This window comes from Pseudomonas sp. FG98, assembly GCF_057808595.1.
Window position 1 is genome coordinate 14,071 of the sequence record NZ_JBMDIJ010000007.1, and the last position, 22,188, is coordinate 36,258.

Genomic DNA, 22,188 nt, shown 5'->3' on the forward strand with positions numbered 1-22,188 from the left:
TGGCGGGTTTTTCAATGAAAATCACTACTGTTCGCCCACTTTTTTGCATGTTTTTGCGCAATTCACAGTGACCTCCCGGTCATCCTGGTTCAAACTATGGACTTTCAAACAGGGAGATGCGGGACGATGCAAGGTCACCCGGACGTAATCGACTACCTCAACACGTTGCTGACGGGCGAACTGGCGGCACGCGATCAGTATTTCATCCACTCGCGCATGTACGAGGACTGGGGCTTCAGCAAGCTCTACGAACGTATCAACCACGAGATGGAAGAAGAGGCGCAACACGCCGATGCCCTGATTCGCCGCATCCTCATGCTCGAAGGCACTCCACGCATGCGTCCGGACGACCTGGATGTCGGTACCAGCGTTCCGGACATGATCGCCGCAGACCTGCGCCTGGAGTACAAGGTCCGCGCTGCACTGTGCAAAGGCATCGAGCTGTGCGAACTGCACAAGGACTACATCAGCCGCGACATCCTGCGCCTGCAACTGGCGGACACCGAGGAAGATCACACTTACTGGCTGGAGAAGCAGCAAGGCCTGATCAAATCCCTGGGTCTGGAAAACTACCTGCAATCGCAGATGTAATTTTCGACGCAAAACAAAAAGCCCCTGTCGTGATGAGTGACAGGGGCTTTTTCATGAACGTTGCCGTCAGGCTCGATCACGCTCCAGCAACGGTTTCAGATAGTACCCGGTGTGCGACTGTTCCATCTTCGCCAGTTCTTCCGGTGTACCACAGGCGATGATCTGACCACCTTTGGAGCCGCCCTCCGGACCAAGGTCCACCAGCCAGTCAGCAGTCTTGATCACATCAAGGTTGTGCTCGATCACCACCACGGTGTTGCCGTGGTCGCGCAGGCGATGCAGTACGTCAAGCAACTGCTGGATATCCGCGAAGTGCAGGCCGGTGGTCGGCTCGTCGAGGATGTAAAGGGTCTTGCCGGTATCGCGCTTGGACAGCTCGCGAGAGAGTTTGACCCGCTGCGCCTCGCCCCCAGACAGAGTTGTCGCCGACTGCCCGAGCTTGATGTAGGACAAGCCCACATCCATCAACGTCTGCAGCTTGCGCGCCAGTGCCGGCACTGCATCGAAGAACTCCCGGGCTTCCTCGATGGTCATTTCCAGGACTTCGTGGATGTTCTTGCCCTTGTACTTGATCTCCAGGGTCTCGCGGTTGTAGCGCTTGCTCTTGCACACATCGCAGGGCACGTAGATGTCCGGCAGGAAGTGCATCTCCACCTTGATCAGGCCGTCACCCTGGCACGCCTCGCAGCGACCCCCTTTGACGTTGAAGGAGAAGCGCCCCGGGCCATAGCCGCGGGAGCGGGACTCGGGCACCCCGGAGAACAGCTCGCGAATCGGCGTGAACAGCCCGGTATAGGTCGCCGGGTTGGAGCGTGGCGTGCGGCCGATCGGGCTCTGGTCGATATCCACCACCTTGTCCAGGTGCTGCAGACCGTCACAACTGTCGTGAGCGGCTGCTTCCAGGGTGGACGCGCCATTCAGCGCAGTCGCCGCCAGCGGGAACAGCGTGTTGTTGATTAAGGTCGATTTGCCCGAACCGGAAACCCCGGTCACGCAGGTCAGCAGCCCGACCGGAATCTCCAGGTTGACGTTTTGCAGGTTGTTCCCGCGCGCGCCCTTGAGCTTGATCGACAGCTTCTTGTTGCGCGGTGTGCGCTTGGCCGGCACGACGATCTTCTTGCGCCCGGACAGGTACATGCCGGTCAACGAATCAGGGTGAGCCATGACCTCTGCCGGTGAACCCTCGGCAACGATCTGTCCACCGTGCACGCCAGCGCCGGGGCCGATATCCACCACATAGTCGGCCAGGCGGATCGCGTCTTCGTCGTGCTCGACCACGATCACCGTGTTGCCGATATCGCGCAGGTGATTGAGGGTAGCCAGCAGACGATCGTTGTCGCGCTGATGCAGGCCGATGGACGGCTCGTCCAGGATGTACATCACCCCCACCAGGCCGGCGCCGATCTGACTCGCCAGACGGATACGCTGGGCTTCGCCACCGGACAGGGTGTCGGCGCTGCGATCCAGGGTCAGGTAATCGAGACCGACGTTCACCAGGAACTGCAGACGCTCGCAGATTTCCTTGAGAATCTTGTCGGCAATTTCGCCACGGCGACCTGTCAGCTTGAGTCCGCCGAAGTAATCGCTGGCCTCGCCGATCGGCAGGCCGGTGACTGCCGGCAGGGTCTTCTCGCCTACCCACACGTGCCGCGCCTCGCGGCGCAGGCGGGTGCCGCGGCAGTCCGGGCATGGCTGGGTGCTGAGGAACTTGGCCAGCTCCTCGCGCACGGTGGCGGACTCCGTCTCGCGGTAGCGCCGCTCCAGATTCGGCACGATGCCTTCGAAGGGGTGCGAGCGTTTGACGATATCGCCGCGGTCATTGAGGTATTTGAAGTCGACGTTCTGGTTGCCACTGCCGTGCAGGATGGTCTTCTGCTGGTCCGCAGGCAGCTCACCGAACGGCATTTCCAGGCTGAAGCCAAAATGCGCAGCCAGCGAACCGAGCATCTGGAAGTAATAGACGTTACGCCGGTCCCAGCCGCGAATCGCGCCCTCGGCCAGGGTCAGTTCGGCGTTGACCAGGCGTTTCACGTCGAAGAACTGCTTGACCCCCAGGCCATCGCAGGTCGGGCAAGCACCGGCCGGGTTGTTGAAGGAAAACAGCTTGGGCTCGAGTTCGCTGATCGCATGGCCGCAGATAGGGCAGGCGAAGCGCGCGGAGAAGATCATCTCTTCGCCGGGCTCATCGTCCATAGGTGCGACCAGGGCGATGCCGTCAGCCAGGTTCAGCGCGGTCTCGAAGGATTCGGCCAGGCGCTGCTGGAGGTCGGCACGGACCTTGAAGCGGTCGACCACCACATCGATGCTGTGCTTCTTCTGCTTGTCGAGCTTGGGCAACTCGTCCAGTTCGAACAGCTTGCCGTTGACCCGGGCACGTACGAAGCCCTGGGCGCGCAGCTCCTCGAACACCGCCAGGTGCTCGCCCTTGCGTTCGCGTACCACAGGGGCCAGCAACATCAGCTTGCTGCCCTCCGGCTGGGCCAGGACCAGGTCGACCATCTGGCTGACGGTCTGCGCCTCCAGCGGGATGTCGTGATCCGGGCAGCGCGGGGTACCTACACGGGCGTAGAGCAGACGCAGGTAGTCGTAGATCTCGGTGATGGTGCCGACGGTAGAGCGAGGGTTGTGCGAGGTAGATTTCTGCTCGATGGAGATCGCCGGCGACAGGCCCTCGATGGTGTCGACGTCAGGCTTTTCCATCATCGACAGGAACTGCCGAGCATAGGCCGACAGCGACTCCACATAACGCCGCTGGCCCTCGGCGTACAGGGTATCGAAGGCCAGGGATGACTTGCCCGAACCGGACAGGCCGGTGATCACGATCAACTTGTCGCGGGGCAGGGTCAGGTCGATGTTCTTCAGGTTGTGGGTACGCGCCCCACGGATCAGGATCTTGTCCACTACGGCCTCGCTCGGCGGGCTTAAACGCAGAAGTATACGGCTCGTCGCCAGTACGCGGCAAAGCGTCGCGTAGATGCCGTTAACCGATGGGACTGGTAGAATCGCCGCCGGTTCACACGAGGTTTATCCATGCACGATCCCCACAGCGAACGCATGAGCGGCAGCGAAACCCGCGCCGCAGGCGGTCTGGCCCTGGTGTTCGCCTTCCGTATGCTGGGCATGTTCATGGTCCTGCCGGTACTGGCTACCTATGGCATGGACCTGGCCGGCGCGACACCGGCACTGATCGGTTTGGCCATTGGCGCCTACGGTCTCACCCAGGCGGTGTTGCAGATTCCCTTCGGGATCATCTCCGACCGCATTGGCCGGCGCCCGGTGATCTACCTGGGCCTGGTGATCTTCGCGCTGGGGAGTGTGCTGGCGGCGCAGGCCGATTCGATCTGGGGCGTGATCGCCGGACGCATCCTGCAGGGTGCAGGGGCGATTTCCGCGGCGGTGATGGCGTTGCTCTCGGACCTTACCCGTGAGCAGCACCGGACCAAGGCCATGGCCATGATCGGCATGAGCATTGGCCTGTCGTTCGCCGTCGCCATGGTTGTCGGGCCGTTGCTGACCCGTACCTTCGGTCTGTCGGGGCTGTTCCTGGCGACGGCGGCGCTGGCGCTGGTCGGTATCGCTCTGATCGCGTTCGTGGTGCCTGCCTCCAACACCCAGTTGCATCATCGCGAGTCCGGCGTGGCCAAGCAGGCCCTCGGTCCGACCCTGCGCCATCCCGACCTGCTGCGCCTGGACGTGGGCATCTTCGTCCTCCACGCGATTCTCATGGCCAGCTTCGTTGCCTTGCCACTGGCGTTCGTCGAGCGCGGCGGCTTGCCCAAGGAAGAGCACTGGTGGGTGTACCTGACGGCCTTGCTGATTTCATTCTTCGCAATGATTCCGTTCATTATCTATGGTGAGAAAATGCGCAAGATGAAACGTGTCCTTCTGGGCGCGGTCAGTGTCTTGCTGCTGACGGAGCTGTTCTTCTGGGAGCTGGGGAACAGCCTGTCGGCACTGGTGATTGGAACCGTCATCTTCTTCACCGCCTTCAACCTGCTGGAAGCGTCGCTGCCGTCGCTGATCAGCAAGGTGTCGCCGGCAGGCGGCAAGGGCACGGCGATGGGGGTGTATTCCACCAGCCAGTTCCTCGGAGCGGCACTGGGCGGGATTCTCGGGGGCTGGCTGTTCCAGCATGGTGGGCTGACCACGGTATTCCTCGGCTGCGCCGCTTTGTGCGGGCTCTGGCTCGTGGTTGCTGTTACCATGAACGAACCACCTTATGTAACAAGCCTGCGCATGCCGCTGTCGCCCGAGGCGCTGCGCGAAGCAGGCTTGTCCGAGCGCCTTAAGGCCGTGCCGGGTGTGACCGACGCAGTGGTGGTGGCTGATGAAGCTGCCGTCTACATCAAACTTGATACACAAATTTTGGATCGCTCGACCCTGGAGCGCCTGGTCAATCCGGCGCCTGCGGCGAGTGAAGCCTAGGAGAACGTTATGGCCCGTGGGGTTAACAAAGTCATTTTGGTCGGCACCTGTGGCCAGGATCCTGAAGTTCGCTACCTGCCGAACGGTAACGCTGTCACCAACCTGAGCCTGGCCACCAGCGAGCAGTGGACCGACAAGCAGACCGGCCAGAAGGTCGAGCGCACCGAATGGCACCGCGTATCGATGTTCGGCAAGGTCGCCGAGATCGCCGGTGAGTACCTGCGCAAGGGTTCCCAGGTCTACATCGAAGGCAAGCTGCAGACCCGCGAGTGGGAAAAGGACGGCATCAAGCGCTACACCACCGAAATCATCGTCGACATGCAAGGCACCATGCAGCTGCTCGGTGGCCGTCCGCAGAACCAGGACGGCGGTGCACCACGCGACAACTACAACCAGGCGCCCCAGGCACCACGCCAGCAGGCTCCGCGTCCGCAACAGGCTCCACAGCGTCCGGCTCCTCAGCAGCCAGCGCCGCAGCCGGCTCCGGACTTCGACAGCTTCGATGACGATATTCCGTTCTGACCTGTAGCTCTCGAAACGAAAATCCTAAAACCCCGCGAGTGTTTCTCGCGGGGTTTTTTGTTGGGCGGAGATATCAGTTGTGGTCTTTCTTTATGTGAAAAATACTTTTTACCTGTAGGAAGGTTCAGTGTTTTTTGTGCGCGGTTTCCTGATTTTAATAGGCGTACTTTCTCTAGAACTAATTGGGATCATTTCATTGTAGGATCGCGTCTTTTTTACAGGTTGAAAGCAATGAAAAAAGATGATGTCGCCAACATAAAAAAGATGTCGATTAAAGTTCCTGGAAGTGGCAAGGAATTTGGAGTCGATGGATTCGCCGGCGCATATGAGGATTTCCTTGATGAAAAACCATCCAGAAGACCTCAGCAGGATTCTTCTGGTGTGCTCGTTATGATGTTGGGAGCCATCGTGACGTTAGTCGGTTTTTCCAGCGTGCTATTTGATTTTGGCTCATCTGATGGCGCCAGAATCTTGGGTGCTGTCGGCGCTCTGGTGACTATCGCTGGGGCGAAGTTACAACGGGATGCGAGGGGCGTCTCTCCCGAGCAGTTCTTCTCCAGTGCATATGACCCCATTGGAGAGGATGGGCTGCGGTTAGGAGAGACTTGCTTTGAATATTTGGGTGAAAGCCGCTTTCTAGTCAGGTAATGACTCACTGTCTAGGACAAGACATCATCTCTATCCTGAAAAGGATATTTTTACAATTTCAGACTGAGGGCTTCAATTTCCGATGGCAATGATATTCAGGTGAAGGTCAATTGCACGATAGATAAAACAACTGATCTTCCCCCAGAGGAACGTCTTTCAGATTATGTTCTTGCTGATCTCACCTTTCCAATCCAGGACCTGCCGCTTCCTCCTCAATCCGCAACGCCGTCCTCTGCAACGCCGGCAGATACCGCGCCACCGCCTGCTCGATGCTCATCGCCTTGGCCACATAAACCAGATTCAGGCACCCCAGCAACTGCTGGCGACCACGAATCGGCACGGCGATGGAGGCGATCTTTTCTTCCTGGTTCCAGGTCATGAAGTTCTCCCCATAGCCCCGGTTGCGTGTCTTGCGCAGCAGGTTGTCCAACGTTTCGGGCATGCGGGCGAGGCGGGTGTCTTCGTCGTTGCGGCTGGCCAGCAGTTCGATAATCCGCTCGCGCTCGGCATCCGGGCAGAAGGCGAGGTAGGTCAGCCCGGTGGCGGTGAGCAGGATCGGCAAGCGCCGGCCGACGATGGAGCGATGAAACGATAGCCGGCTGAAGCGGTGAGTCGATTCGCGCACCACCATGGCATCAACATCGAGGGTGCAGATATCGGTCGGCCACACCACCTCCTGCAACAGCTCCGCCAAGAGCGGAGCGGCGAGAGCGGAGATCCACTGGTCATCGCGAAAGCCCTCGCTGAGCTCGCGAACCTTCAGGCACAACCGGAAGCTGTCGTCCGACTCGCTGCGCCGCACATAGCCTTCCTCCTGCAAGGTCTCCAGCAGCCGGCGCACGGTGGTGCGGTGCAGCCCCGTCAACTCGGCGAGACGGGTAGGGCTGGCGCCGCCGTCGAGGTGGTTGAGGGTGTTGAGCAACAGCAGACCGCGCGTCAGGCCACGCACGGTCTTGTAGTCGGATTCGCTTCCCGAGGCCATGAAATCACCGAAAAGTCGTTGTAAATCAGTGCTGTGCACCTGGTGCACGGCGCGATGGTTTTTCATTGTAGGACAGGAAATGCCGTTCTTATACTTTGCGCCAACAAGAACGAACATCCTCGACAGGGGAAACCACCATGCTGCCTGCCTGCGCCTTCCTGCTGCCCGACGCGCCTTCCTGACGCCCTGACGGCCCGACCCCGCCACTGCCTTGCGGGGACCTCCCATGTGCAACCTTCGCAACCCGCGAACCCTTCCGGTTCGAGGCCCGGCCCCGGCTTGCCCGGCGTTTGCCCGCCAGGGTGCGCGACGCTGTCCGATACGGTGAAAAACAATGAAAACAAGCAACCCTTCCACCACCCAGACCGACTACAAGGCCCAGGTCGCAGTGCTCGGCGCCGGCCCGGTGGGCCTGGCCATCGCCAACTACCTCGGCCAGTCCGGCATCGATGTCCTGGTCATCGAGAAGCTCGACAAACTGATCGACTACCCGCGGGCCATCGGCATCGACGACGAGTCGCTGCGCACCGTACAGGCCATCGGCCTGGTCGATCGCGTGCTGCCGCATACCACGCCCTGGCACGCCATGCGCTTCCTCACGCCGAAGGGTCGCTGCTTCGCCGATATCCAGCCGCTCACCGACGAATTCGGCTGGTCGCGGCGCAACGCCTTTATCCAGCCGCAGGTGGATGCCGTGCTGCTCGACGGCCTGCAACGTTTCGGCAATGTGCGCACCCTGTTCAGTCGCGACGTCAGCGGCTTCACCCAGGACGAAAGCGGCGTGACCCTGCACATGCAAGGCCCTGGCGGTGTCGAGGAAAGCGTGCGCGCCGACTGGCTGGTGGCCTGTGACGGCGGCAACAGCTATGTGCGCCGCACCCTGGGCATCTCTTTCGACGGCAAGACCGCGCCCAACCAGTGGATCGTCGTCGACGTGGCCAACGACCCGCTGGGCACGCCGAACGTCTACCTGTGCTGCGACCCGGTGCGCCCCTACGTCTCCGCCGCGCTGCCCCACGGCGTGCGCCGCTTCGAATTCATGGTCATGCCCGGCGAGACCGAGGCCGAGCTGAGCAAGCCGGAAAACATGCGCCGCCTGCTCGGCAAGGTGCTGCCGGACCCGGACAAGATCGAGCTGATCCGCAGCCGCGTCTACACCCACAACGCCCGCCTGGCCGGACAGTTCCGCAGCAAGCGCATCCTGCTCGCCGGTGATGCCGCGCACATCATGCCGGTGTGGCAGGGCCAGGGTTACAACAGCGGCATGCGCGACGCCAGCAACCTCGGCTGGAAGCTGGCGATGGTGGTCAAGGGCCTGGCCGGCGAGAGTCTGCTCGACACCTATGAACTGGAACGCCGCGACCACGCCCGGGCGATGATCAATCTCTCGGTGCTGGCCGGCCATGTGCTGGCGCCGCCCAAGCGCTGGCAGGGCACGCTGCGTGACGGGATTTCCTGGCTGCTGAACTACCTGCCGCCGGTCAAGCGCTACTTCCTCGAAATGCGCTTCAAACCGATGCCGCAATACAGCGCCGGCGCCCTGGTCAGCAGCACACCGGCCATCGCCAACTCGCCGGTCGGGCGCATGTTCATCCAGCCCCGGGTGCAGACCGAGGACGGCCGCCAGTTCCTGCTCGACGACGTGATCGGCGACAACTTCGCGATCATCGCCTGGGGCACCAATCCGACCTGGGGCCTGAGCGCCGCGCAGGTCGAATTCTGGAAGCACCTCGGCACCCGTTTCATCCAGGTGGTACCGGCGGTGCAACTGGCCTCCGGGCAGGACGCCATCGATGGCGTGATCCGCGTCGGCGACTGCAGCGGCCGCCTCAAGGAATGGTTCGGCCGCTACCCGGCCTCCGTCGCCCTGGTGCGTCCGGACCGCTTCCTCGCGGGCCTGGCGATTCCGCAAACCCTGGGCCCGGTCTGCGATGCGCTGGCGCAAGCGATCCACGCGACTGCACCGGCCGCAAGCCAGCCCGTCGTCAGCAAGGTGGCCTGAGATGAGCGCCCTGGTGCAATGCCTGTCGCACACGCCGCTGGTGGGCTATGTCGATCCGGCGCAGGCGGTGCTGGATGAAGTGGACGGGGTCATCGCCCACGCCCGCGCCCGGATCGAGGCCTTTGATCCGGAGCTGGTATTCCTCTTCGCCCCGGATCACTACAACGGCTTTTTCTACGACGTCATGCCCTCGTTCTGCATCGGCATGGCGGCCTGGGCAATTGGTGATTTCGATACCGCCGCCGGTGCTCTCGACGTACCCAAGGCCCTCGCCGAAGCCTGCGCCGACGCAGTGCTGGAGGCCGGTGTGGATGCCGCAGTGTCCTACTGCATGCAGGTCGACCACGGCTTCGCCCAGCCGCTGGAACTGCTGCTCGGTGGCCTCGACTGCTGCCCGGTAATCCCGGTGTTCATCAACTCGGTGGCCGTGCCGCTACCGGGCTTCCAGCGCACCCGCCTGCTCGGCGAAGCCATCGGCCGCTACGCCCGCACCCTGAACAAGCGCGTGCTGTTCCTCGGTTCCGGTGGCCTGTCGCACCAGCCGCCGGTGCCGGAACTGGCCAAGGTCGACGCACGCATGGCCGACCGCCTGATGGGCAGCGGCCGCGACCTGCCCGCCGACGAGCGCGAGGCGCGCCAGCAGCGGGTCATCCAGGCCGCCCGGCGTTTCGTCGACGACCAGCACTCGCTGCACCCGCTCAACCCGGTGTGGGACCAGCAGTTCCTCGACGCCCTCGGCGACGGCCGCCTGGCCGAGCTGGACGGCCTGGGCAACGCCGAGCTGTCGGCCCTGGCCGGCAAATCCACCCACGAAGTGAAGACCTGGGTCGCCGCCTTCGCCGCACTCTCGGCATTCGGCCCCTACCAGGCCAGCGACCGCTACTACCGGCCGATCCCCGAGTGGATCGCCGGCTTCGGCGCCCTCGCGGCGCACCCACTTTCCACTGCATCGAAGGACGCCTGAACATGACGCAAGCCACCGAAGCCTCCAGCAGCCGTTTCGTCCGTATCCAGGAAGGCGACCTGGACCTGCAACTGCACTACAACGATGTCGGCGCCGGTGCCGAGACCGTGGTCATGCTCCACGGCTCGGGCCCCGGCGCCAGCGGCTGGGCCAACTTCCACCGCAATATCGAACCGCTGACCGCCGCCGGCTACCGGGTGATCCTGATGGACTGCCCGGGCTGGAGCAAAAGTGATCCGATCGTCTGCCGCGGCTCGCGCTCCGACCTCAATGCCCGCGCCCTCAAGGGCCTGCTCGACGCCCTGGACCTGGACCGCGTGCATATCCTCGGTAACTCCATGGGCGGCCATAGCGCCGTGGCCTTTGCCCTCAGCCACCCGCAGCGGGTCGGCAAGCTGGTGCTGATGGGCGGCGGAACCGGCGGCGCCAGCCCCTTCGTGCCGATGCCCACCGAGGGCATCAAGCTGCTCAACGGCCTGTACCGCGAGCCGACCATCGACAACCTGAAGAAGATGATGAACGTCTTCGTCTTCGATGCCAGCAGCCTCACCGAGGAGCTGTTCCAGACCCGCCTGGACAACATGCTGGCGCGCCGTGACCACCTCGACAACTTCGTCGCCAGCCTGGCCGCCAACCCCAGGCAGTTCCCCGACTTCGGCCCGCGCCTGCACGAGATCAGCGCCCAGACCCTGGTGATCTGGGGCCGAGAAGACCGTTTCGTGCCGATGGACGCCGGCCTGCGCCTGCTCGCCGGGCTGCCCAACGCGCAACTGCATGTGTTCAACCGCTGCGGCCACTGGGCGCAGTGGGAGCACGCCGATGCCTTCAACCGCATGGTCCTGGATTTCCTCAGCCACTGATCGGAGCCGCGAGATGACGATTTCCCAACACACCCTGGAACAACTGGCCGCCGAACTGCGCCAGGCCGAAGCCAGCGGTGAAAGCATCCCGCCGCTGCGCGAGCGCATCGGCGAAGACAACGGTGAACTGGCCTATGCCATCCAGCGCCTCAACGTCGCCCATGCCCTGGCCGACGGCCGGCGCATCGTCGGGCGCAAGATCGGTCTGACCAACCCCAAGGTGCAGGCCCAGCTTGGCGTCGACCAACCGGACTTCGGCACCCTGTTCGCCGACATGTGCTACGGCGACAACGAGACGGTGCCGTTCGGTCGCGTGCAGCAAGCGAAGATCGAGGCCGAGATTGCCCTGGTGCTCAAACGCGACCTGCCCGCCACCGACACCACCTTCGCCGAGGTACTGGCCGCCACCGGCTGGGTCATGCCGGCGCTGGAGATCGTCGGCAGCCGGGTGCAGAACTGGAATATCCGCTTTGTCGACACCGTCGCCGACAACGCCTCCAGTGGTTGCTTCGTGCTCGGCGGGCCGGTGCGCCGGGTCGAAGACCTCGACCTGCGCAGCGCTGCGATGCGCATGACCCGCAATGGCGAGGAAGTCTCCAGCGGTAGTGGCGCCCAATGTCTCGGCCACCCGATCAATGCCGCCGTGTGGCTGGCGCGGACCATGGCCCGTCTCGGCGAGCCGCTGCGTGCCGGCGACCTGATCCTCACCGGCGCCCTCGGCCCGATGGTCGCGGTCGCCGCCGGTGACCGCTTCGAGGCCCAGATCGACGGCGTCGGCCAGGTGGCCGTGGACTTCAGCGCCGAGTGATCGGCGCCTTGCGTGCACATGAGATGAACACAATGAAAAAACTCAAAGTCGCCATCATCGGTTCCGGCAACATCGGTACCGACCTGATGATCAAGATCCTGCGCAACGCGCAGCACCTGGAAATGTCGGTGATGGTCGGCATCGATCCGAACTCCGATGGACTGGCGCGAGCTGCGCGCATGGGCGTGGCCACGACCCACGAAGGCGTGCAAGGCCTGACCCGCATGGCGCAGTTCCAGGACATCGATTTCGTTTTCGACGCCACCAGCGCCGGCGCCCATATCAAGAACGACGCCTTCCTGCGCTCGATCAAGCCCGGCATCCGCCTGATCGACCTGACCCCGGCGGCCATCGGCCCGTACTGCGTACCGGTGGTGAACCTGGAGCAGAACCTCGGGCAGCTCAACGTCAACATGGTCACCTGCGGCGGCCAGGCGACCATCCCGATGGTGGCGGCCGTGTCGCGGGTGGCCAAGGTCCACTACGCCGAGATCGTTGCCTCGATCGCCAGCAAATCCGCCGGCCCTGGCACCCGCGCCAATATCGACGAATTCACCGAAACCACCTCCCGCGCCATCGAGGTAATCGGTGGTGCGGCCAAGGGCAAGGCGATCATCGTCATGAACCCGGCGGAGCCGCCGCTGATCATGCGCGATACCGTGTTCGTCCTCTCCGAAGCGGCCGACCAGGCCAAGGTGGAAGCCTCCATCGAGGAAATGGCCAGAGCGGTGCAAGGCTACGTGCCGGGGTATCGCCTGAAGCAGCGGGTGCAGTTCGACCTCATCCCCGAGGAGCGACCGTTGCGCATTCCCGGCCTGGGTGAATTTGCCGGCCTGAAGACCTCGGTGTTCCTCGAAGTCGAAGGCGCCGCCCACTACCTCCCGGCCTACGCCGGCAACCTCGACATCATGACGTCCGCCGCCATGGCCACCGCCGAGCGCATGGCCCTGTCGATGATCAACGGCTGAGGAACGACCATGAAAAAGATCTACATCTCCGACGTTACTCTGCGCGACGGCAGCCATGCGGTGTGTCACCAGTACACCCTCGACAATGCCCGGGACATCGCCCGCGCGCTGGACCAGGCCCGGGTCGACTCCATCGAGGTCGCTCATGGTGATGGCCTGCAAGGCTCGAGTTTCAACTATGGCTTTGGCCGCCATACCGATCTTGAGTACATCGAGGCGGTAGCCGATGTGGTGCAACACGCGAAGATCGCCACGCTGCTGCTGCCGGGCATCGGCACGGTCCACGACCTGAAGGCCGCCTACGACGCCGGTGCTCGCGTGGTCCGCGTGGCCACCCACTGCACCGAGGCGGATGTCTCGAAGCAGCACATCGAATACGCACGCGAGCTGGGCATGGACACCGTCGGCTTCCTGATGATGAGCCACATGATCCCGGCCGAGCAGCTGGCGGCCCAGGGCAAGCTGATGGAAAGCTACGGCGCGCAGTGCATCTACATGGCCGACTCCGGTGGCGCCATGAACATGCAGGACATCCGCGACCGCATGCGCGCCTTCAAGGCCGTGCTCGACCCGGCGACCCAGACCGGCATGCACGCCCACCACAACCTCAGCCTCGGCGTGGCCAACTCCATCGTCGCGGTGGAGGAGGGCTGCGACCGCATCGACGCCAGCCTGGCCGGCATGGGTGCGGGGGCAGGCAATGCGCCGCTGGAAGTATTTATCGCCGCTGCCGAGCGTCTCGGCTGGAACCACGGCACCGACCTGTACACCTTGATGGACGCGGCCGATGACATCGTCCGGCCGTTGCAGGATCGCCCGGTACGGGTCGATCGCGAGTCGCTGGCGCTGGGTTATGCCGGGGTCTATTCGAGCTTCCTGCGTCACGCCGAAATCGCCGCGGCGCGCTATGGCCTGAAGACCGTCGACATCCTGGTCGAGCTGGGCAAGCGGCGCATGGTCGGTGGCCAGGAAGACATGATCGTCGATGTGGCGCTGGACCTGCTGAATCGCCGTTGACCCTTATCGCCGGCAAGCCGGCTCCCACAGGTTCTGCATGCACCGGACCTGTGGGAGCTGGCTTGCCAGCGATGAGTTCCTTGACCTCAACAACAATAACTAGAGGTACATCCCATGACCGGGATAACTGCAACAAACCGCGTGCAACTCGTCACCACCATCGCCCTGTGCTTCCTCGTCGCCCTGATGGAGGGCCTCGACCTGCAGGCCGCCGGCATCGCCGCCCAGGGCATGGCCGCCGCCTTCGGCCTGGACAAGATGCAGATGGGCTGGGTCTTCAGCGCCGGCATCCTCGGCCTGCTGCCGGGTGCCTTCGTCGGCGGCTGGCTGGCCGACCGCATCGGGCGCAAGAAAGTGTTGATGGCCTCGGTGGCACTGTTCGGCCTGTTCTCGCTGGTCACTGCCATGGCCTGGGATTTCCACAGCCTGGTCGCCGCTCGCTGCCTGACCGGCGTCGGTCTCGGCGCAGCGTTGCCGAACCTGATCGCACTCACCTCCGAAGCCGCCGGCCCACGCCTGCGCGGCACCGCGGTGAGCATGATGTACTGCGGCGTGCCCCTGGGCGCAGCGCTGGCCGCAGTGATCGGCATCATCGGCTTTTCCGGCGGCTGGAAAGTGGTGTTCTATGTCGGCGGCCTGGTGCCGCTGCTGATCGTGCCGCTGCTCGGGCGCTATCTGCCGGAGTCGGCGCAGTTCCAGTCCGGTGTCTCGGCGCAGAGCGACAACGGCGTCTGGCACGGCCTGTTCCGCAATGGTGCCGGCCCGGCCACCGGCCTGCTGTGGCTGAGCTATTTCTTCACCCTGATGGTGGTCTACATCCTGATCAACTGGCTGCCGAGCCTGCTGGTCGGCCAGGGCTATGAAGCACGCCAGGCCAGCTGGGTGATGCTCGCCCTGCAACTGGGCGCGGCCCTCGGCACCCTGACCCTTGGCGCCTTGATGGACCGCCTGCCGACCTGGGCCATGGCCCTGCTGATCTATCTCGGCATCCTTGGTTCGCTGGCGGCGCTGGGCGTGGCTGGCAGCTTCGCCGGGATGCTGCTGGCCGGCTTCGTCGCCGGGCTGTTCGCCACCGGCGGGCAGGGCGTGCTCTACGCACTGACGCCGTTGTTCTACCCGACCCGCATGCGCGCCACCGGCGTTGGCTCGGCCGTGGCGGTGGGCAGGCTTGGCGCCATGAGCGGCCCGCTGGTGGCCGGCCATATGCTGGCGCTGGGGACCGGCACGGCGGGGGTGATGCTGGCCTCCGCACCCGGCATCGTGCTGGCGGCCGGGGCGATGTTCTGCCTGTCCCGGCGCCGCCAGCAACAGCTCGACTGATCGTTCTTGTTCACCGCGCCAGACCACTGGCGCGGCTTCACGCACAACAACAAAAAAGTGAATCGCCATGCATGCATCCGTTCTCCGGGGGCTCGGCCTCCTGCTGCCGCTCGTCCTGGTTTCTCCTGCCCGCGCCGCCGGTTTCATCGACGACAGCAAGGCCAGCCTGACCGCCCGCAATTACTACTTCGACCGCGACTACAAGGGCACCTCGGCGCAGTCCGCGGCCCGCGAGTGGGCGCAGGGTTTCATCGTCCGCTTCAACTCGGGCTTCACTGAAGGGCCGGTAGGTTTCGGCCTGAATGCCCAGGGCATGCTCGGCATCAAGCTGGACTCTTCGCCGGACCGGGTCGGCACCGGCTTGCTGCCCTATGACCCGGCCACCCGCGAGCCGGACGACAACTACTCCGAACTGGGCCTGACCGCGAAGATGAAGGTGTCGAAGACCGAACTGCAGGCGGGCACCATCAGCACCCTGCTGCCGGTGATGTTCGCCAGTCCCAGCCGCCTGCTGCCGCAGACCCTGCGCGGCACCTACCTGCGCTCCGAGGATATCGACGGCTTCACCTTGCATGCCGGCTGGCTCGACCGCATGAACCAGCGCGATTCCAGCAACTATCAGAAATTCACCGTCGCCGCGCCCAACGGCCGCTTCAACGGCAAGGCCGAGTCAGACCAGTTCCTGTTTCTCGGTGCCGACTGGCGCTGGTCCGACGCCCTGACCCTGAAGTACTACCACGCCACCCTGCAGGACCTGTATCGCAAGGACTTCGTTGGCTTCGAGCATGTACAGGGCATCGCTGGCGGCAAGCTGAAAAGCGACGTGCGCTACTTCATCGCCGGCGAGGATGGTGCGGCGCGGGCGGGAACCGTGGACAACCGCAACCTGGCGGCGATGTTCAGCTACAGCCTCGGCGCTCATACCTTCGGCGCCGGCTACATGCACCTCAGCGGCGACAGCGCCATGCCCTATGTGGCGGGTACCGAGCCGCTGGTGATCACTGAAGGGTCGTTGAGCTCGGAGTTCATCAATGCCGACGAGCGCAGTTGGCAGGTGAAGTACGACCATGACTTCACGGGTGTCGGCGTGCCGGGACTGAAGGGGATGCTGCGCTATATCGACGGCAGCAACATCAGGCTGCCGGATGCCCTCGGCGGGGATGACCGGCACGAGCGGGAGACTGATGTGGAGGTCTCGTACGTGGTGCAATCGGGGACGTTCAAGGGCGTGGGATTGCGGGTGCGGCATGCCTGGTACCGCAATGACTTCGCGCCGGCGGCGACCTTCAGGGATGGCAATGAACTGCGGGTGAATGTGGATTACACGATTGCGCTTTGGTAGCTGGGCCCTGTGGTGTTGCTGATGGCCTCATCGTCGGCAATGCCGACTCCCACAGGGTTTTGGGCCAGCCACAGAATCTGTGTCCGGCCGGGCCCCTGTGGGAGCTGGCATTGCCAGCGATGAGGTCCGAAAGCCAGGCGCTAAGCCCGCTCCCCACACAGATCCAGAGCGAACCAATGCCGCGCCGTCCCCAGCTCCAGCCCCGCACCGAGCAAGCCGAACATCTTGCCTAGTGCCGCCTCACGGGTCATACCGCCTGCCGAGACCAGTCCGGTATCACGCAACCGGCTGCCAGCGGCATAGGTATCGAAGACTACGCTGCCTTCCGCGCACTGGCTGATCGCAGCGACCAGCACGCCACGGTCGCCAGCGTCGCGCAGTACCTCAAGCAGCGCTTCATCGTCGGAGGGGCCGGTACCACTGCCATAGCATTCCAGCAGCAAGCCCTTGACCCCCGTGTTCAGCAATGCTCGCGCATGAGCCGCCTGCAAGCCCGGGTACACCGGCACCACCGCCAGGTTCACCGGCGTGCGCGGTTGGGCATAGCTCAGCACTGCCGGCAACTCGGTAGCGGATTCGCCGTCGCGATGTCGGGGCAGCGCGGCAAATGCATCGAAGGCTTCGCTGCGCAGCTTGCTGGCGCGCACACCGGACATCAGCTTGCCAGCGAAGAACAGTTGCACGCCGTTTTCCACGCCCTCGGCGAACAGCGCCAGGGCCCCGGCCAGGTTGTCCCAGGCATCGCTGTCCGGCGCACCGGCCGGCAGCATCGAACCGGTCAGCAGTACCGGAACCTCCAGTCCCAACAGCAGGAACGACAGGGCCGCCGCACTGTAGGCCAGGGTGTCGGTGCCGTGCAGCAGCAGCACGCCGTCATGACCGTCCTGCTTCACCGCTTCGACGATGGCATCGCGCATCGCCAGCCAGTTGGCCTGCTGCATGTTGGCGCTATCGAGCAGCGGCGACATTTCCTGCAGGCGCCACTCGGGCCGGGGTGCTTCGGGGTGCTCGTCGAGCCAGGCACGCATGCGCGCTTCGAAACCGCCGGCCGGGGCCAGGCCCTGGGGCGTTTCCAGCATGCCGATGGTGCCGCCGGTGTAGAGGACGAGAAGATTCTGGACTGCGCGCATAAAGGTATTCCGGAGCAAAAACACAAATTCGGGGCGAAAAAAAGCCGCCCGCGAGGGGCGGCTCTCTTTGTGGAGCGAAAGAGCCGGGTGAACTTAGCGCTGGGTTTGCGCTGCGCCGGCCGCGACCTTGTCAGCGACCTCGGCCTTGGCACCTTCCGGCCAGGCGGCGCGGTCCAGGTCCAGGTCGGCGAACTTGGCCGAGTCGAACACCGGCTGCGAAACGCCAGCCTTGCGCTGCTCGTCGTAGTCGCGCATCACCCGCAGGCCGACCTTGAACAGCATGGCCAGGGCGATCAGGTTGACGAAGGCCAGCAGGGTCATGGTGATGTCGGCGAAGGCGAACACGGTGCCCAGGTTCTGTACCGAACCCCAGACGATCAGCGCCAGCACCAGGCCGCGGTAGGCCATCAGCACGGTGCGGTTGCGGGTCAGGAACTGCAGGCTGTTCTCGCCCAGGTAGTAGTTGTAGAGGATGCAGGTGAAGACGAACAGCGACAGGGCGACGCTGACGAAGATCCGGCCCCAGTCACCGACTACCGCCGCCAGGGAGTTCTGGGTCAGGACGATGCCGTCACCTTCGAAGCCCGGGGTGTAGAAGCCCGACAGCAGGATCAGCAGTGCGGTGCAGGTGCAGATCACGAAGGTGTCGAGGAACACCGAGAACGCCTGGACCACGCCCTGGGCACCTGGGTGCTTCACGGCAGCGACGGCAGCAACGTTAGGCGCACTGCCCAGGCCGGCTTCGTTGGCGAACACGCCACGCTTCACGCCCATGACGATGGCGCTGCCCAGCAGGCCGGCGAAGGCCGGATCCAGGCCGAAGGCGCTCTTGAAGATGGTTTCCAGCATCGCCGGTACGTGGTCGATCTGGGTGCCGATCACATACAGGGTGACGCCGATGTAGGCCAGGGTCTTGACCGGAACCAGCAGGTCGGACACCGCGGCGATACGCTTGATGCCGCCGACGAAGACGATCGCCAGCAGGACCGCCAGGGCGATACCGGTGTGGTTCGGAGCGAAGCCGAAGGCGTTCTGCAGCGAGTGGGTCACGGTGTACGACTGCAGGCCGTTGAAGGCGAAGCCGTAGGTGACCAGCAGCAGCAGGGAGAACACCACCGCCATGCTTTTCAGCTTCAGGCCGTGCTGGATGTAGTACGCCGGACCGCCGCGGTACAGGCCATCGCCATCGGCGCGCTTGTAGACCTGGGCCAGGGTACATTCGAAGAAGCTGCTGGACATGCCGACCAGCGCGGTAACCCACATCCAGAACACGGCACCCGGACCACCCAGGGTCACGGCGATACCGACACCGGCGATGTTACCCGCGCCGACACGACCGGCCAGGCTCAGCATCAGCGCCTGGAAAGAGCTCAGTTGGCCAGCCTGGCCGCGCAACGATTCCTTGAATACACCGAACATGTGGCCGAAATGGCGGAACTGGACGAAACGGGAGCGGATGGTGAAATAGCTACCCAGTCCGACGATGAGCACGATGAGGAGTTTCCCCGAAAGGAAATCGTTGAGCGCTTCGAGCATGGAAGTGACCTCGGATTCTTATTCTTTGCATGAAAGACAGATAGGCCGGCACGCAAGCGCCAGGACCATGGCGCGCATGTTTGGCCATGACAACTGTGGTTACAATTTCGCCAGTTGCTCTGTTTTGGTGCGACCTGATGCTAAACTGGCGCCTGTCGCATCAATCGGACCTGTCCCCATGAGTGAAAACCTCGGCATCAACCTCAAGTTGGCCTGCAGCCACTACCGCTCTATCTCCGAGGTTTGCCGCCAGCTCTCGATCAACCGGGCGCAGTTCAACAAGTACCTGAGCGGGCAGAGCCAGCCGACGGCGTACAACCTCAAGCGCATCGGCGACTTCTTCGGCGTCGAGGATTACGAGCTGGGTTTGCCGCCGGAACAGTTCGCCCGCTTGATTGGCGCGCGGGGCAACGCCGTCGCCAGCCCGGTGCAGAACGACCCGCTGCTGGAGCTGTTGCGTCCGCTGCGCGAGCACGCCGGCAACCTGTCGCGCTACTGCGGCTACTACTTCGAATACTCCAACTGCATGTCGGTGCCGGGCAGCATCCTGCTGTCCCTGGTGCACCTGTACGAGGACAACGGCAACTACCTGTTCGAGCGCCAGGAGCGTCAGGAGCGCTCCAGCAGCACCGACGTGCAGGCCGAGGACTGGGTGCGCTGCCGCTACCTGGGCGCGGCGTTCCAGTTGCAGGACCGGGTGTTCCTGATGGACTACGAGTCGCTCACCGTCAACGAGATGAGTCAGACCGTGCTGATCCCCAGCTTCAAGAGCCGCATCACCCGGCTCAACGGGCTCAAGACCGGGGTTTCCAGCGGCGACCGGCGCACCCCGGCCTGCACCCGGGTGGTCTGGGAGTACCTCGGCCCGGAGATCAACCGCATCAATGCCTATCGTCAGGTCAAGCTGTATCGCCCGGACGATCCGCGGATCGATGACGATGTCCGTGAGCGCCTCACCGCAGGGCCGATTCGCAATGGCCTGTTCGAGATCGAATAAGGCTCATGGCCATTCTTCGGCAACCCACTCCACCAACGGGTTGCCCGCATCCAGCAGCAGCTTCACCGCCATTGCCGCACACACGCAGACCACCAGCGGGCGGATCAGCCGCGGCCCGAAATGCACCGCGCAGCGTGCGCCCAGTTGCGCGCCGAGCATGGCGCACAGGGCCATCGCCAGGGCCAGGGGCCAGATCAGCTTGCCGCTGGCGCTGAACACCAGCAGGGCACCCAGGTTGCACGCGGCATTGAGCAGCTTGCTGTTGCCCACCGCGCGGAGCATGCCCTGGCCCAGCAAGAGCATGAACGCAAGCATGAAAAACGAGCCGACTCCAGGGCCGAACACTCCGTCGTAGAAGCCGAGCAGCGGCGCGATCAACAGGCAGAACAGGCTCAGGGGCAGCCGCGGCTTGCGCAGCTTCTGGTCGTCCAGTTTCGGGCTGAAGGCGAAGTAGGCGGCCACCAGCACCAGCAATACCGGGACCCCGGCCTGCAGCAGGTCGTGAGGGATCAGGCTCACCGACAGCGCGCCACAGGCTCCGCCGATAAAGGCCATCAGCGCCATGGGCAAACCGCTGTTCCAATCCAGCATGCCGCGCCGGGCGAAGGCCCAGGTGGCCGACACCGTGGCGCTGGCCGCCTGGAACTTGTTGGTGGCCAGCGCCGCCAGCGGGTCGAGCCCGGCGATGAACAGCACCGGCAGGGTGATCAGCCCGCCGCCGCCGGCGATGGCATCGAAGAACCCGGCCAGCAGCGCAACGGCGGCAAGGACGAGCAACAGGGTTAAATCGACTTCCAGCATTGAACCGTTACTCCAGAGCGATTAGCCGCGCACCAGCAGCGGGTCTTCCTTGAGGACCAGAGGCCGGGCGAACCGCGAATAGCCGAACAGCCTGATTAACAGGCGGCGGTTGTCGCTGAGCAGTTCGCGGCCGTGCAGGGCGCGGGTGTTGTTGACCAGCAGGACGCTGTCCGGCTGCAGCACGAAGTCCACCGGCGGGGTCTGTGCCAGCCGCGCCTGGAAGGCGTCGAAGGCCCGGGCGGCGGCGTCGCTGGCCTGGTCGTTGAGGGAAAAGCGGTAGGCGTTGTAGCGCACGCTGAAGCCACCCTGTTCGTCGAAGTCGACGATCGAGGTGGCGGTCCCCCCGGCGCCGCGGCCGTCGACGAAGCACTCGCTGCGGGTGAAGTCGAACGAGCGCGAGGTCAGCGCCAGCACGTCGAGGCTGCCGAGACCCTCGATCACGCTGCGCAGGGGGACGATGCGGGTGGGTTCGTTGGCCGGGTTCCAGCGCGCACTGAGCACCAGCGCCGAGGGCGCCGGAGAATGACCGTCGCGGGCGATCAGCGAGCAATGGTAGGGCGCCTCGGTGTGCGGGCCGAGACGCAGGCCGGCGTGGGAACTGAGCTCCACCGGCACGCTGCGGTCTTCGTCGGGCCGCAGCTGGCGCCCGCCGCCCTTGAAATTACCGACCAGGCGCAGGTGCTTGCCGTCGTTGTCGATATCGAAGGCGAAGGCGCGGTAGCGCACCAGTTCCAGCAGCACCTGGTTGCGCGAGCCCAGGTACAGGCAGGTGAAGTCGCGTTCGAGGCGCGCCAGGTCCGGCAGCCTTTCCGGCAATGGATCGTCCTTGGGGGCGCGCAGGCGGGCGAACAGCAACGCGGCGAGCTTGCCATCGGCGAACAGGTTGACCGTGGCCTGCTGCACCGAGTGCAGGCTGCCTTCCAGCAGACGTGCCCACAGCCGGGCCTTGAGCGCCGCGCCGGGCGCCTGCGGGCCGCCGCCGCGGGCCAGGTCGAGGCTGGCCTTGTGCAGTTGGTCGAGCTGGTCGTTATTGAAAACCAGGGTGGAAACTTCGCAGTCCTTCATGGGGGCAACCTTCCTTAGCGAGTGGGGGGATCGGGGGCGTCCTTGCCCCGCCTGGCTCCTGACTGCGCAACAGGTAGCCGCTCGGTAGATATTGAAGGTGGTTTTTTCGGCCATCGAAGTCAGCAGGTTCTTTTGCCTGTGTAAGCTGATTCCTATTTAGTGGCGTGGGAAAGCACCTTGCTTGACCTGTCCGCTTAAACATCCTGTGGA

Annotated in this window: 19 protein-coding genes; 13 read left to right on the forward strand and 6 right to left on the reverse strand. The window is 64.0% G+C overall.

Features of this window, described 5'->3' with window-relative positions:
• Positions 1-126: 126 nt before the first annotated feature.
• Positions 127-591: a bacterioferritin gene (gene bfr / locus ACODSK_RS07240; RefSeq protein ID WP_042123545.1), complete on the forward strand. Its 465-nt coding sequence runs from the start codon at positions 127-129 to the stop codon at positions 589-591.
• 66 nt (positions 592-657) lie between these two features.
• Here the strand turns inward: bfr and uvrA are convergent, their stop codons facing one another.
• Entirely contained in the window at positions 658-3,492 is a 2,835-nt protein-coding gene (gene uvrA, locus ACODSK_RS07245; protein ID WP_489014903.1) for an excinuclease ABC subunit UvrA, read from the reverse strand.
• A 129-nt stretch (positions 3,493-3,621) separates the two neighbouring features.
• On the opposite strand from uvrA, the gene ACODSK_RS07250 reads away from it, so the two are divergent.
• The 3 genes from ACODSK_RS07250 (at position 3,622) to ACODSK_RS07260 (ending at position 6,186) form a co-directional block, all read left to right on the forward strand.
• Positions 3,622-5,016: an MFS transporter gene (locus ACODSK_RS07250; RefSeq protein ID WP_489014904.1), complete on the forward strand. Its 1,395-nt coding sequence runs from the start codon at positions 3,622-3,624 to the stop codon at positions 5,014-5,016.
• A gap of 9 nt (positions 5,017-5,025) precedes the next feature.
• Positions 5,026-5,538 carry a single-stranded DNA-binding protein gene (locus ACODSK_RS07255; protein WP_042123551.1) on the forward strand — a complete coding sequence of 171 codons (513 nt, stop codon included), beginning with the start codon at positions 5,026-5,028 and terminating at the stop codon, positions 5,536-5,538.
• Between the two features lie 231 nt (positions 5,539-5,769).
• Positions 5,770-6,186, forward strand: coding sequence for a hypothetical protein (locus ACODSK_RS07260; RefSeq protein ID WP_489014906.1), 417 nt, complete (start codon positions 5,770-5,772; stop codon positions 6,184-6,186).
• A gap of 178 nt (positions 6,187-6,364) precedes the next feature.
• Here ACODSK_RS07260 and ACODSK_RS07265 read toward each other — a convergent pair whose 3' ends face one another.
• Positions 6,365-7,168: a DNA-binding transcriptional regulator gene (locus ACODSK_RS07265; RefSeq protein WP_489014908.1), complete on the reverse strand. Its 804-nt coding sequence runs from the start codon at positions 7,166-7,168 to the stop codon at positions 6,365-6,367.
• 334 nt (positions 7,169-7,502) lie between these two features.
• Here ACODSK_RS07265 and ACODSK_RS07270 point away from each other — a divergent pair, with 334 nt between their 5' ends.
• The 8 genes from ACODSK_RS07270 (at position 7,503) to ACODSK_RS07305 (ending at position 16,449) form a co-directional block, all read left to right on the forward strand.
• The gene (locus ACODSK_RS07270; protein WP_489014910.1) at positions 7,503-9,170 is read left to right on the forward strand and encodes a bifunctional 3-(3-hydroxy-phenyl)propionate/3-hydroxycinnamic acid hydroxylase; all 1,668 of its coding nucleotides are present in this window, start codon (positions 7,503-7,505) and stop codon (positions 9,168-9,170) included.
• Position 9,171: 1 nt separating this feature from the next.
• Positions 9,172-10,134 (forward strand): 3-carboxyethylcatechol 2,3-dioxygenase, encoded by a 963-nt coding sequence (mhpB, locus tag ACODSK_RS07275; protein ID WP_489014911.1) that lies wholly within the window; start codon positions 9,172-9,174, stop codon positions 10,132-10,134.
• A gap of 2 nt (positions 10,135-10,136) precedes the next feature.
• Positions 10,137-10,994: an alpha/beta fold hydrolase gene (locus tag ACODSK_RS07280; protein ID WP_489014913.1), complete on the forward strand. Its 858-nt coding sequence runs from the start codon at positions 10,137-10,139 to the stop codon at positions 10,992-10,994.
• Positions 10,995-11,007: 13 nt separating this feature from the next.
• Entirely contained in the window at positions 11,008-11,802 is a 795-nt protein-coding gene (mhpD, locus tag ACODSK_RS07285) for a 2-keto-4-pentenoate hydratase (protein ID WP_489014915.1), read from the forward strand.
• 32 nt (positions 11,803-11,834) lie between these two features.
• Positions 11,835-12,770 carry an acetaldehyde dehydrogenase (acetylating) gene (locus ACODSK_RS07290; RefSeq protein WP_489014916.1) on the forward strand — a complete coding sequence of 312 codons (936 nt, stop codon included), beginning with the start codon at positions 11,835-11,837 and terminating at the stop codon, positions 12,768-12,770.
• Positions 12,771-12,779: 9 nt separating this feature from the next.
• Positions 12,780-13,787 carry a 4-hydroxy-2-oxovalerate aldolase gene (dmpG, locus tag ACODSK_RS07295; RefSeq protein ID WP_489014918.1) on the forward strand — a complete coding sequence of 336 codons (1,008 nt, stop codon included), beginning with the start codon at positions 12,780-12,782 and terminating at the stop codon, positions 13,785-13,787.
• A 114-nt stretch (positions 13,788-13,901) separates the two neighbouring features.
• On the forward strand, positions 13,902-15,107 hold the full coding sequence (gene mhpT / locus ACODSK_RS07300; RefSeq protein WP_489014920.1) for a 3-(3-hydroxy-phenyl)propionate transporter MhpT: 1,206 nt from the start codon (positions 13,902-13,904) through the stop codon (positions 15,105-15,107).
• 67 nt (positions 15,108-15,174) lie between these two features.
• A complete protein-coding gene (locus ACODSK_RS07305; RefSeq protein WP_489014922.1) occupies positions 15,175-16,449 on the forward strand; it encodes an OprD family porin in 1,275 nt (424 codons plus the stop codon).
• Positions 16,450-16,589: 140 nt separating this feature from the next.
• On the opposite strand, the gene ACODSK_RS07310 is transcribed toward ACODSK_RS07305, so the two are convergent.
• Complete coding sequence (locus tag ACODSK_RS07310) at positions 16,590-17,579, reverse strand: asparaginase (RefSeq protein ID WP_489014924.1); 990 nt, start codon at positions 17,577-17,579, stop codon at positions 16,590-16,592.
• 93 nt (positions 17,580-17,672) lie between these two features.
• Positions 17,673-19,115, reverse strand: a complete 1,443-nt coding sequence (locus ACODSK_RS07315; protein ID WP_489014925.1) for an alanine/glycine:cation symporter family protein — start codon at positions 19,113-19,115, stop codon at positions 17,673-17,675.
• 178 nt (positions 19,116-19,293) lie between these two features.
• Between ACODSK_RS07315 and ACODSK_RS07320 the strand changes: the two genes are divergently transcribed.
• On the forward strand, positions 19,294-20,112 hold the full coding sequence (locus ACODSK_RS07320; protein ID WP_075805082.1) for a helix-turn-helix domain-containing protein: 819 nt from the start codon (positions 19,294-19,296) through the stop codon (positions 20,110-20,112).
• 3 nt (positions 20,113-20,115) lie between these two features.
• Here ACODSK_RS07320 and ACODSK_RS07325 read toward each other — a convergent pair whose 3' ends face one another.
• Together ACODSK_RS07325 and ACODSK_RS07330 are read right to left on the reverse strand one after the other, a co-directional pair.
• On the reverse strand, positions 20,116-20,913 hold the full coding sequence (locus tag ACODSK_RS07325) for a TSUP family transporter (protein ID WP_489014926.1): 798 nt from the start codon (positions 20,911-20,913) through the stop codon (positions 20,116-20,118).
• Positions 20,914-20,934: 21 nt separating this feature from the next.
• Positions 20,935-21,978, reverse strand: coding sequence for a hypothetical protein (locus ACODSK_RS07330; RefSeq protein WP_489014928.1), 1,044 nt, complete (start codon positions 21,976-21,978; stop codon positions 20,935-20,937).
• Positions 21,979-22,188: the final 210 nt, after the last annotated feature.

Coding starts and splice junctions, on each gene's coding strand:
- bfr (WP_042123545.1), top strand. CDS start 127: ATGCAAGGTCACCCGGACGTAATCGACTACCTCAACACGTTGCTGACG.
- ACODSK_RS07270 (WP_489014910.1), top strand. CDS start 7,503: ATGAAAACAAGCAACCCTTCCACCACCCAGACCGACTACAAGGCCCAG.
- dmpG (WP_489014918.1), top strand. CDS start 12,780: ATGAAAAAGATCTACATCTCCGACGTTACTCTGCGCGACGGCAGCCAT.
- ACODSK_RS07325 (WP_489014926.1), bottom strand. CDS start 20,913: ATGCTGGAAGTCGATTTAACCCTGTTGCTCGTCCTTGCCGCCGTTGCG.
- ACODSK_RS07305 (WP_489014922.1), top strand. CDS start 15,175: ATGCATGCATCCGTTCTCCGGGGGCTCGGCCTCCTGCTGCCGCTCGTC.
- ACODSK_RS07250 (WP_489014904.1), top strand. CDS start 3,622: ATGCACGATCCCCACAGCGAACGCATGAGCGGCAGCGAAACCCGCGCC.
- ACODSK_RS07315 (WP_489014925.1), bottom strand. CDS start 19,115: ATGCTCGAAGCGCTCAACGATTTCCTTTCGGGGAAACTCCTCATCGTG.
- ACODSK_RS07280 (WP_489014913.1), top strand. CDS start 10,137: ATGACGCAAGCCACCGAAGCCTCCAGCAGCCGTTTCGTCCGTATCCAG.
- mhpT (WP_489014920.1), top strand. CDS start 13,902: ATGACCGGGATAACTGCAACAAACCGCGTGCAACTCGTCACCACCATC.
- ACODSK_RS07310 (WP_489014924.1), bottom strand. CDS start 17,579: ATGCGCGCAGTCCAGAATCTTCTCGTCCTCTACACCGGCGGCACCATC.
- ACODSK_RS07255 (WP_042123551.1), top strand. CDS start 5,026: ATGGCCCGTGGGGTTAACAAAGTCATTTTGGTCGGCACCTGTGGCCAG.
- ACODSK_RS07290 (WP_489014916.1), top strand. CDS start 11,835: ATGAAAAAACTCAAAGTCGCCATCATCGGTTCCGGCAACATCGGTACC.
- mhpD (WP_489014915.1), top strand. CDS start 11,008: ATGACGATTTCCCAACACACCCTGGAACAACTGGCCGCCGAACTGCGC.
- ACODSK_RS07265 (WP_489014908.1), bottom strand. CDS start 7,168: ATGGCCTCGGGAAGCGAATCCGACTACAAGACCGTGCGTGGCCTGACG.
- ACODSK_RS07260 (WP_489014906.1), top strand. CDS start 5,770: ATGAAAAAAGATGATGTCGCCAACATAAAAAAGATGTCGATTAAAGTT.
- ACODSK_RS07320 (WP_075805082.1), top strand. CDS start 19,294: ATGAGTGAAAACCTCGGCATCAACCTCAAGTTGGCCTGCAGCCACTAC.
- mhpB (WP_489014911.1), top strand. CDS start 9,172: ATGAGCGCCCTGGTGCAATGCCTGTCGCACACGCCGCTGGTGGGCTAT.
- ACODSK_RS07330 (WP_489014928.1), bottom strand. CDS start 21,978: ATGAAGGACTGCGAAGTTTCCACCCTGGTTTTCAATAACGACCAGCTC.